Origin of the sequence: Hallerella sp., assembly GCF_022776125.1 — a bacterium.
GTDB lineage: Bacteria > Fibrobacterota > Fibrobacteria > Fibrobacterales > Fibrobacteraceae > Hallerella > Hallerella succinigenes.
This window is the reverse complement of the sequence record NZ_JALFIA010000076.1, coordinates 46,535-54,244: the sequence shown is the minus strand read 5'-3', so window position 1 is coordinate 54,244 and position 7,710 is coordinate 46,535. Positions and strand designations below refer to the sequence as shown.

General features: G+C 48.6%; 9 protein-coding genes. 6 read left to right on the top strand and 3 right to left on the bottom strand.

Going from position 1 to position 7,710, the window contains the following annotated elements; genetic code table 11:
- Positions 1-295, top strand: a 295-nt coding sequence (locus tag MR847_RS09030) for a PD-(D/E)XK nuclease domain-containing protein (RefSeq protein WP_287723576.1), incomplete at its 5' end; no start/stop codon positions are given.
- A gap of 236 nt (positions 296-531) precedes the next feature.
- On the opposite strand, the gene MR847_RS09025 is transcribed toward MR847_RS09030, so the two are convergent.
- A complete protein-coding gene (locus MR847_RS09025; RefSeq protein WP_100426356.1) occupies positions 532-1,782 on the bottom strand; it encodes an outer membrane protein transport protein in 1,251 nt (416 codons plus the stop codon).
- An 11-nt stretch (positions 1,783-1,793) separates the two neighbouring features.
- A complete protein-coding gene (locus MR847_RS09020) occupies positions 1,794-2,912 on the bottom strand; it encodes a hypothetical protein (RefSeq protein ID WP_287723575.1) in 1,119 nt (372 codons plus the stop codon).
- 210 nt (positions 2,913-3,122) lie between these two features.
- On the opposite strand from MR847_RS09020, the gene MR847_RS09015 reads away from it, so the two are divergent.
- Genes MR847_RS09015 through MR847_RS08995 form a run of 5 tightly spaced genes read left to right on the top strand, consistent with a single transcriptional unit; the run spans position 3,123 to position 6,615 of the window.
- Positions 3,123-3,902, top strand: a complete 780-nt coding sequence (locus tag MR847_RS09015; protein ID WP_287723574.1) for a YkgJ family cysteine cluster protein — start codon at positions 3,123-3,125, stop codon at positions 3,900-3,902.
- Positions 3,895-4,704: a hypothetical protein gene (locus MR847_RS09010; RefSeq protein WP_106519679.1), complete on the top strand. Its 810-nt coding sequence runs from the start codon at positions 3,895-3,897 to the stop codon at positions 4,702-4,704. Before MR847_RS09015 ends, MR847_RS09010 begins: the two co-directional genes overlap by 8 nt.
- Before the next feature lie 7 nt (positions 4,705-4,711).
- Positions 4,712-5,737 (top strand): flagellin lysine-N-methylase, encoded by a 1,026-nt coding sequence (gene fliB, locus MR847_RS09005; protein ID WP_287723573.1) that lies wholly within the window; start codon positions 4,712-4,714, stop codon positions 5,735-5,737.
- Entirely contained in the window at positions 5,734-5,961 is a 228-nt protein-coding gene (locus MR847_RS09000; protein ID WP_287723572.1) for a hypothetical protein, read from the top strand. Before fliB ends, MR847_RS09000 begins: the two co-directional genes overlap by 4 nt.
- 6 nt (positions 5,962-5,967) lie before the next feature.
- Positions 5,968-6,615, top strand: coding sequence for a DUF4421 family protein (locus tag MR847_RS08995; RefSeq protein ID WP_287723571.1), 648 nt, complete (start codon positions 5,968-5,970; stop codon positions 6,613-6,615).
- Here the strand turns inward: MR847_RS08995 and MR847_RS08990 are convergent.
- Positions 6,593-7,693, bottom strand: coding sequence for a DegT/DnrJ/EryC1/StrS family aminotransferase (locus MR847_RS08990; RefSeq protein WP_287723570.1), 1,101 nt, complete (start codon positions 7,691-7,693; stop codon positions 6,593-6,595). The two genes, MR847_RS08995 and MR847_RS08990, sit on opposite strands and share 23 nt — an antisense overlap.
- Between the last annotated feature and the right edge of the window lie 17 nt (positions 7,694-7,710).

Below are 7,710 nucleotides of genomic sequence, written 5' to 3'. Positions count from 1 at the left end.
CTGGCTGATTTTCCGCCTACTCACCGAATTCAACGTCAAGACGGAAGAACGTAGCGCAGCCGGTCGTTCCGATGCTGTTGTGGAAACTAAAAACTCGGTTTACTTATTCGAGTTTAAACTGGACAAGAACGGCTCTGCCGACGATGCTCTGAAACAGATTGATAACAAGGGCTACCTGATACCCTATACCGCGTCACTCGATGCGAACGGCAATCCGAAAAAGCTCTTCAAGATTGGCGTGAGTTTCGATGCCGAAAGGCGCACCCTCGGCGAATGGAAGGTCACGGAAACGTAGAACCGCCCTTGTCCCCCATTATGACCCTACAACTACTTAAATACGCCATCGCTAACAAGGGAGGCAAAGGCGGCAACACCATTTGCTCCGGCGTCATTAGCCACAAGCTCAACGGCCGGAACATTATCGCGAGGCACCTCGATGTTCACGACAAAATGACTGTCGGCTACGTAACGTGAAAAGGCGTTGCCCTTTCCCGTTATGCAGAGGCGTACATTGCCGCCTTAAAGCGACATTTAAAAACCTAAACTGATTTCTGCCATATAGATGCGGCTTTCGTCTTGGCCCGTGTAATAACCGCGTTCTTCACCCCAGGTGGCAATTTGCACCTCGATAAAGCGCAACGCTTCAAGTGCGATACCAGCCGAAGGATAGCCTCCGTGGAAACCTCCCGAAAGGCGAAGCTTCAAGGCGCGCAGGTTGTCGTTGTCGCCCGGAATCGCAAGAAGTACCTGTTCAATTTCCATACCGAAATTGATATGGCTAAGCGTCTTGTAATTGCGCGTCGTCGAAAAGGCGTTTTCGTAGTCGAAGGCAAAATTTACCTTGCGCGAAAATGCGGAATTCTTGTTCAGGAATCGGGGACTGTAAGCAAGGCCCATTGTAAAGTTCGGAACGATGCGTTCGCCTCCGAGTTCATTGAAGAAAATGTTATTGCAGGCGGCGCCCAAGCGAAGCTCTCGAGTTGCCTGGTAAAGAACGCCGAGGTCGATGCCGACACCGATGTCTTCAAATTCAAAAAAGTCCGATGTAGCGTCTTTCACGCGGTCGTTGAGCGTGTCGCCGATTGAGTTGAAGTTCGAAGCATCAACGCTAAAGGATTGGATGATCTGGCGCTTGGCAAGTTTAATGCCTGCGCCGACGGCGAATTTGTCTGTGATGCCGTAGGCACCGCCCATCTGGGCGACTGCATCGATGTAAAAAGTATCCATGCCGAAGTATGGAATAATTAGACCGCCGTCAAAATACGGAGCCATGTTGCCGTCCACCCAGAGGGCCGCTCCGAAGTTGTGGAACGCGAGTTCCGCATCCGCTTTGGCGATCATGTTAAAGAGCATGTGGTCGTACTTGTTGATCTTTTTGGTGAGCTCGGGATGCTTGGAAAGAGAGTCGGCTAACGCCTGGTCGATGCTTGCGCCTCCATTGCGGTCAACGTCATCCTTAGCGGATTCATAAAGATCTTGAATGTCGTTAAAGATTTCATAGATGTCTTGGGCATCATAAAAAGGCCCTGCACCGCCGATGTTCAAACGCATGTCGATGTCGTTGCTCGGGTAAAATCCGGTTTCTGGACGGATGTCGTAATGGCCGAGTCTTCCCATTTGGTTCAAACCGGCGTAGTTGTAGTAGATGGCTTCTTTACCGTCGACAATCGCGACGTGAGCGTTACCCATGGCGTAAGCGCGCAGAGATTTATGACGCGGACCTTGGGCTGCGAAAGCGGATATGGCACAGGCGAGAATCAGAAGGCGTGTAATTATTTTCATGGGTGAGCCTCCTATCGATTCCTAAACCATTCTTTGAAGATTTCTTGGGTGTAATTGTTCCAACATCTGCCGATGCGCAACTGTCGAGTTTTGAGCGGATATTGAATATGGGTAGAATCCGTGTCCAAGGAAATGGCGTGGCGCAGATTTACCATGGAAGTGTCATCCAAATCCAGCTGTTCAAAATCCTTGGCAAAGTAGAAACGGTTGTTGGAAAGAAGAATCCGTTCGCCCTTGTCTTCCTTGAGACCGTTCATGTCGTGGTCCAGGCTGTCAACGCCTACGCCGACGATTGTTTCTGTATCGGTGACTTCTAGCGGAACGAGTCGTAAATCTTCATCCACGTAGCCGTCGCCGTCATTATCGTAGCCGTCCAAGATTTCTTCGTCTACGCAACCATCTCCATCGTTATCGATGCCGTCTCCAAGCTTGTAGAAGGAAACGGACTTTTCGACGGTTTCAGCGTCCGACTGCAAATCGTCTCCCAAAATTTGGGCTTTCCCGGTAGAATCGTCGATTTCAAAAAGGTCGGAATTGCTCAGACTGGAGGATGCTGCCGGAAGTACTGCGTCAAACAGCTGGGTCAAGTCTCCCTTAAGAGAATCCACGCTTGCGTTGAATTGGGCTAAAACGGCCGGATCCAGCAAGGCTTGGTCGTACAGAGACTGTAGGTCAAAGGAAAGGGATCTATCCTCGTTGATAGAAATCTTGATGAACGAAGAATTCGTGTAGCGGAAGCGCAGGATCGTGTAGGCGAATTCGAGAATCGCATGGCTTGCCGAGAAGTTCGAATAGGTGACGGATCGGTCGGAAAGCTTGAGGGAAGGATCCTGCTCGGTCAGCGTGTCGCGACGGATCAGTTCACGCAGCGGAATAAGGCTGCTGTTCACCGCCTTGAAGTATTTGGCGACTTCCGAGGAATCGAGATTCATCAGAGGAATGTCGGTGTCTGCATACAGCTCGTGGATGAGATTGTACGGGTTTCCAGCATATAAGTAGAGATTTGCCTTGGAAAGCCCAAGCCAGGCTTCGGACAAGGTCGAATCCTTTTGGATTGCCTGCTTAAAAAAGTTTGCTGCATTTGCATATTCGCTGTTGCGGAAACAGTTTTGACCTTCATAGGTCATCATGGATGCGTCGCTCGTGTCCACCGAAACATCGTCCGATGGATCAAAAAGATTACATCCAAACAAAAGTAATGCGGCCCCTAATCCTAAATATGCAAATTTCATCCTGAATCTCCCGAATCCGTCAAAAGCGACTGAATTCACATCAAAAAATAGTTTCATCTTTAAAAAAAACAAAAACAAAAAGGAATTTCAGTTCATATATTTGGCTTTGTGGATGCTAATTTGGAATATTTTCCGACCCTCGCCTATAAACGCTCGGTCCTTTGGATGCGCTCGGTTCTTTCGGGCGAAAAAGAGCGTTTGGACGCCATTGCCCAAAAAATAGGGCGGGAATGTGCTTTGAACGAAGATAATTTTGCCGAAGAATTGCCGAATATCATCCATTTTTGCGAGTCTTACCAGAATGCTTTTATGCGTTACTTGGCCGCGGTCTTGCCGCAGCACAAGTCGGGCATCCAGTGCAAAGCGGGCTGCGGAAACTGCTGCCATCATTTTCCGATGTCGGTAGAACCCTTTGAATTGATTGAATTTTACGCGGCCATTCGCAAAAGCCCGAACCTTCTCTCTTACTTTGAAGAATGCCATTTTCGTACCAAGACGTATTACACTTTGCTCGAAAAAGGAATAGAGCTTGGCGAAGAAGATCCGGAAGACTATGCCCTTGTGAATTATTTTAACAAGAGCCTTGCATGTCCGTTCGTATTTCAATCAGGTAGTTGCGGCTTTTATCCGGCCCGTCCGGTGACGTGCCGCATGTATTTTAGCGAAACTCCGAGCGAATTCTGCGTGCCGGAACATTTGCTGACAGAACGGAACCGCAGCTTCATCGTCTATTTGCCGGATGATGTAGAAGAGCAGATCGCCGATGTTTCGGCGCATTATGCGGAACTTTCCCTGCCGGAAGGCCTTTATGAAGGTATCCTCGCTTTGAACGTGTTTGAACCTTCCTTTGCCAAAATGGAAAGTGTGTTGGAGAATCGGAATGAGTGAAGGCGCTTTCCAAACGGATCTCTTTGGCGGTATTAAACGTTTTTTTTCGGGAGGAGAATCGGAAAAAGTCGAAGAAGCGCCACCGCAGATTTCTGGCGATGGAACCGTTCTTTTTCGCTATGCGGATCGCTTAAAGAAAAGCATTCGCTGCCGCAAAAAGAATTTTGAAAATCTTTACGAGCTCGAACTGCCCGGTTACATGAAAACGGAAGAGTTTTACCCGGTGCGCGAACTCGCTGCGGAATGGGCCCGCGTGACTTTTAAGCGGAAAACCGCTTCCAACAAGCAAAAATCGCGCGACTTGCTCGCTCGCATTTGGAAGGCGACGGATCAAATTCTCACCGACATAGGACAAAAACCGGTTATCGGGAATACCCGTTTTCCGCCGATCCGCCCCGTGGGAAATGTGCATGATTTGAACAAGGTCTTTGCGGCTATCAATGAAACCTATTTCCAAGGGGAATTACAGGCTCGCATTACGTGGAGCAACCGCGTCGGCGGTTTGAGTTTTCATTCGAAGCGCACGGATCCTTTGACCGGGGAAGAGGTAAATCTCATCAGCATCAGCCGCGGTTACGATTTTGAGAATTGTCCGTTGTATGCGGTTTTTGGCGTCGTCTACCATGAATGCTTGCACATTGTGATTCCGCCGGTCATGGAGAATGGACGCCGTATCGTGCACGGCAAAAACTTCCGTCAGCGGGAACGCCGCTACATTTATTATGAACAGTGGATCAAATGGCATAAGGAAGTGCTTCCGAAGAATATCCGGATGATGCGCCGGACCAAAAACTTTTGGTGAGGGGACGGTGAAACTTCGCGTTCCTTCTTTTTACTCGGATTTTCATTGTATTGCAAGCGCTTGCCATGATACCTGCTGTGCTGGTTGGGAAGTCGATGTCGATGTGGATTCGCAAGCGCGTTATGCCAAGGTCTCTGGAACTTTTGGCGAAGAACTCCGCTCTAAAATCGTCGATGGACATTTTGTTTTGACGGCAAACGAACGCTGTCCGTTTTTAAATGCTCAGAATCTGTGCGAAATTTATTGCCATCTGGGCGAAAAGGCGCTCTGCGATATTTGCCGGGAACATCCACGTTTTGTCGATGTCTTTGGAGATGTCGTAGAGCAGGGCGTTGGACTTTGTTGCGAAGAGGCGGTGCGTCTGCTTTTGAATGCAAACGCTCCGCTTTCTTTCATAGAAAAAGAAATCGAAGCGGACGAAGAATTTTTGGACGCGGAATCCTTGGACGCTCGCAATTCCATGTTCGAAATTCGCACAGAAATTTTCACCCGTCTCGCAGACCGAAACCGTTCTCTCTCAAAACGACTCGCTGACATTCTGCAGTTCACGGCAAGCTTTTCCGCCGAAGAAAAGGTTTGCCCTGCCGCAGATTTACGCACCATTTGGAAGCATCAGACTGCCGTTCTCCTGCAGGGCGAAAGCCTTGGTGCGGAATGGGACTTTGCCAAATCCCAAATCGCACAAGCTTTAGAAGAAAGAGGCTTTGGAAAAGGTTCTATTCCGTGGACGGAGTCCGAGAGCGAAAAAATCGTCGCCTATCAGATTTTCCGCTACTTCGCCAAAAGCCTTTACGACGGTGACATGCTTTCAAAAGTCAAGTTCGCCGTTTACTTCTTTCTCGTTCTGCAAAACTTTGGAGGGGAGCTTTCTTCGGTGCAAAAGGAGCCTTCTTTGCAGATTTGCGCGATCAAGCTTCTTTCAAAGCAACTGGAATATTCTGACGAAAACATGGACGCCCTGGCTGATGCGTTCTTTTCGAATTCTTATTTTTCGACAGGAGCCTTTTTACGGCTTTTGGATGAAAACGCATGATTCGATGCTTGGGAATTCTTTTATGGATTGTGGGACTTGCTTTTGCGGAAACGGAGTTCTCGCCTGATTCCGTCATTACGACATTCCCGGATAAAATTTCCATTCAATTCCTTGCACGTTACAATTATGCCGCTTTTAGCGGTGCCAGTACCGATGATGAACAAATGCAGACCAACTGTCCGATCGATCTCGGTTTGGGGGGCGGGTATGGCGATTTTACCTAGAGCACTTTGTTCACGTTTTCATTCGGCACCGATAAAAGCAAACCGCGTACGCAGGCGACGAATTTACAGTTCAATTATTTCGGCGACCGCATTTTTGGGGATCTTTTCTTGAAAATCAATGACGGGTTTTATTACCATAACGATTCCCTGGATGAATACGTTCCGTACAAATTACGCGTTATCGAAATCGGCTTGGACGTGAATTACCTTTGGAACAAGGAACATTCTTTGCGATCCGTGTATTCGCTCGACCGCAGACAGTGGAAGCACAACGGCAGCTTTGTTTGGGGCTTTGGCGTCTTTTACAACGGTATTGTTTCGCGGGATTCCGTCCTTTCCTTTTACGAAGATTACCAAGGTTTTTTGCATGCAGGTCCAGACATTGGCTATTCGCATAACTGGGCCTGGAAAAACGGCTTCTTCATGAATTTGATGATCGTCGGGTCGGTTTCCCTTGGCATGAATATGACACGCAAGGAATGGATGCAGTTCTACCAGGTTTTCCCAAAATTTGCCGCGGGTTACCACAGCGATACGTGGTCGGTAAACTTCCCGTTCTTTGTCTCCGTTTTGCACTTAAATGAAAACGACGGCGAAATCGACGATACCTTTATGGAGGCGTCGGGCGGTTTTATGGTAACAAAACGTTTTTGATTGTTTGCGCCAAGGCTTGGACGTCTGTAAAAGCGTCCACTGGCAAACAGAAAACTTCTTTTGACAGTCGATAGGCGTTTGTGTTTGAACGGGCGTCTTCTTTCGTTTTTTCAAAACGGGCAAAGCACGGCTCTGCCGACAGCGGACTGTTGTAATAAATGCGCGTCGGAACGTTTGCCTTGGAAAGCTTTGGAAGGACAGCCTCCCGATCTTTACAAGTCACCGCGTACTGCGCGTAAATGCTCGTATTGCCTTCCGAAATTTTTGGAATTTCAAAGCCCGGAATCGCGCTGAACAAGGCGCTGTACGTCGCCGCGTTCTTTTGACGTCTTAAAAGCTCTTCTGCAAAGTGCGCATGCTTTACATTTAAAATCGCGGCCTGGAGAGCGTCTAAACGGCTGTTCGTTCCAATCGTCTGGTAATGGTCTTCTGGATTTCGACCGTGAGAAGCATACATGCGGACTTGAGCAGCTAGAGCTTTGTCCGAAGTCAAAATGGCGCCTGCGTCCCCGTACGCACCAAAAGGCTTGGTCGGGTAAAAACTGGTTGCGGCGATTGTCGAAAGGCTTCCGGCGCCTTTCCCATTTTGCGTCGCCCCAATGCTTTGCGCCGCATCTTCCAAAATCCAAAGGCCGTGCTTTTGGGCAATCGTCTGTAATGCCTTGTAATTAGCGCACTGTCCAAAAAGATCAACCGCGATAATTCCGACTGTTTTAGAAGAAATACGCTCTTCAACAGAACTCGGTGAAATCAAAAAGTCGAGGCCGATATCTGCAAAGCGGGGGATTCCTCCAAGGAGCGCTACCGCATCCGCCGTGGCGACGAAAGTGAAATCCGGAACGATCACCTCGTCTCCCGGTTCAAGTCCTAAGGCGGCAAGCGCAAGGGTCAGCGCACTTGTGCCGCTTGCGCAAGAAATCGCTTCGCTTGCTCCGGTGCTTTTGCAAAGAATATTTTCAAAATTTTGGACTTCAGGCCCGCCGATCAAAGTGCCGCTTTCCAATACGGAAAAAATGGCGGCATCGATTTCTTCTTTATAGGCTTTGTATTGGGCTCTCAAGTTCACAAACGGAATCATGCCGTAAAGTTACAAAA